Source organism: Vibrio sp. S9_S30, from assembly GCF_014694455.1.
GTDB lineage: Bacteria > Pseudomonadota > Gammaproteobacteria > Enterobacterales > Vibrionaceae > Vibrio.
Window position 1 is genome coordinate 1 of record NZ_JAAUWT010000075.1, and the last position, 1,980, is coordinate 1,980.

General features: G+C 38.1%; 2 protein-coding genes. Both read right to left on the minus strand.

Annotated features, from left to right (window positions below; translation table 11 throughout):
* Positions 1-255: 255 nt before the first annotated feature.
* Positions 256-939, minus strand: coding sequence for a hypothetical protein (locus tag HC752_RS24010; RefSeq protein WP_190337700.1), 684 nt, complete (start codon positions 937-939; stop codon positions 256-258).
* 217 nt (positions 940-1,156) lie between these two features.
* Positions 1,157-1,696, minus strand: coding sequence for a DUF2059 domain-containing protein (locus HC752_RS24020; RefSeq protein ID WP_190337702.1), 540 nt, complete (start codon positions 1,694-1,696; stop codon positions 1,157-1,159).
* Positions 1,697-1,980: the final 284 nt, after the last annotated feature.

Below are 1,980 nucleotides of genomic sequence, written 5' to 3' on the forward strand. Positions count from 1 at the left end.
TTGCAGCAACTTGGTTTACTGAGAGTTTTCCACCTTGGATTTGGTTGAGGAAACGAGCTCAAAAGTACTGAAGCCAGCAATTTTCGACAACCTTACAACCCTTGAATTATCAAAGCGCTATAACGCCAGCTTAAACCGCAGACAACGCACAAAACAAGCCGCCGCACTGCGCCTTAAACACTAAATTCACCGCAAACTAAAAATGCCACGCGTTGTTTGTCGGTTTCAAGCTTTTGTTATGCTGCTTTCGTAGTTTCAGTTTGTTACTGCAAAATTGTCTCTAAAGTGCTTTTTCACTACAAACTTGATAGAGCTATTGTCATAATCTTTCACTTCAATTACAGCACCTTTATAATTGATTACATTAGATTTAGCCATGTCGTACTCAACATTGTTGGTGAACGCGTCGCGAGCCATACCGCTAGAAAACTCTCTATATGAGATATTTATCTTGTTACCTACAGAACCATTATAAATCAAGGTCTGCTTAAAAGAGCTGTCTGAATGGACAGTTTTATTCGAAACCTTAGCATTACCGTGTTCGTAACATTGAGCTGGTTGATAAGACGCTGTAGTTACACATACTTTATTATTTATCATAGATAGGGCTATTGGGGGCTCAAACAAGCCAGCAATAAAATTAACGCGAGTATTGCTCTTTGAAGATATTGAAAAATAATCTACACCTTTATGATAACCAATTTGAACATAATCTCCCTTTGGGATGTCATATGCTGCACCATCAATAGTATTACCTACAGACAGATACTTCATTGTTGTTGCCACACCTTGGTCAATCATATGATCACCGACATACGACGTAGTAACTTGGTTAAGCTCTGGCAGAGAATAGTGATTTTCTAAAGTTTCTGCTCCGTAGTTTATAGTGGTGCAACCTGTGATGCTAAGAAGTAATATAGGGAAGATTATTTTTTTCACGTTATCAGCCTCAGTTTTTGAAATGAGCAATTTATTTCATATTGATCGTTTATGCAACGATCTAGATCAACTGATTACGCCTTGTAGCATAACGCCAGCTTAAACCGCAGACAACGCACAAAACAAGCCGCTGCATTACGCCTTTAACACTAAATTCACCGCAAACCAAAAATGCCACGCGTTGTTTGTCGGTTTGAAGCTTTTGTTAGGTTGAACCTTAATTCTTTACCTCTGGTACATAACTAGAATATTCACCCAATGCCTTTTCTATAATTGAGCTGAATATTTCTTGGATATATGGCTGAACCTTTTTAGCTTTTTTTGCAACTCCAGTCTGCATAAACTGCCCAATCTGCTCTATCTCATTAGCAGTAAACTTTGGAACATCGTCTTTCATAAGCATAAGAAAGGCATTTTTCTTTAGCTTAAGTCCAAGCTCTGTAGAATAAAACTCTCTCAACAAGATAATCTCATCCACATCGAAATATTTCACATAAGCCTGAGCCATCTCCTCTTTGAAATCCATACGATTGAAATAGATATTAAAGAACCTACCCAATGGTTCAAAATCGATTTCTTCTGAAGAAGAATGGCGTATAGTTTCTACTAGTGTACCTGACATCAATTCCGGATTGTATTCGATTTCTACGAACTTCAGAGCTTCTTCGCGATGCCTTTCACTAACAACAGCATATACATCAATAGCAAAAAATATCGAGAATAGAATAAGGTACTTAAGATATTTAATCACTTTCATAAAACCTCAATATAGACCTAACGCCCAATTAAGTAGCCAAAAACGTACAAATGCCGTTCCTGCAAACCACCGTAAACACAAAACTCAACGCAATCTAAAAATGCCACACGTTTTTGGTCTGCTTGAATTGTTTGTTATGAACGGAGTTTATTGGAAACCCCGACCTTCAGCAAATGCAGAAGCTTAAGACACAGAGCCATTTCACAAAATGCCGGCAGCTATACAATGAACCCACAACAAGTTGAACAAAGGCGAGCATCAAGCTTTGAATTTTTCGATGCCCT

What these genes read in the sequence shown, in the direction of transcription:
- HC752_RS24020 (WP_190337702.1), bottom strand. Translation starts at nt 1,696, where the DNA reads ATGAAAGTGATTAAATATCTTAAGTACCTTATTCTATTCTCGATATTT.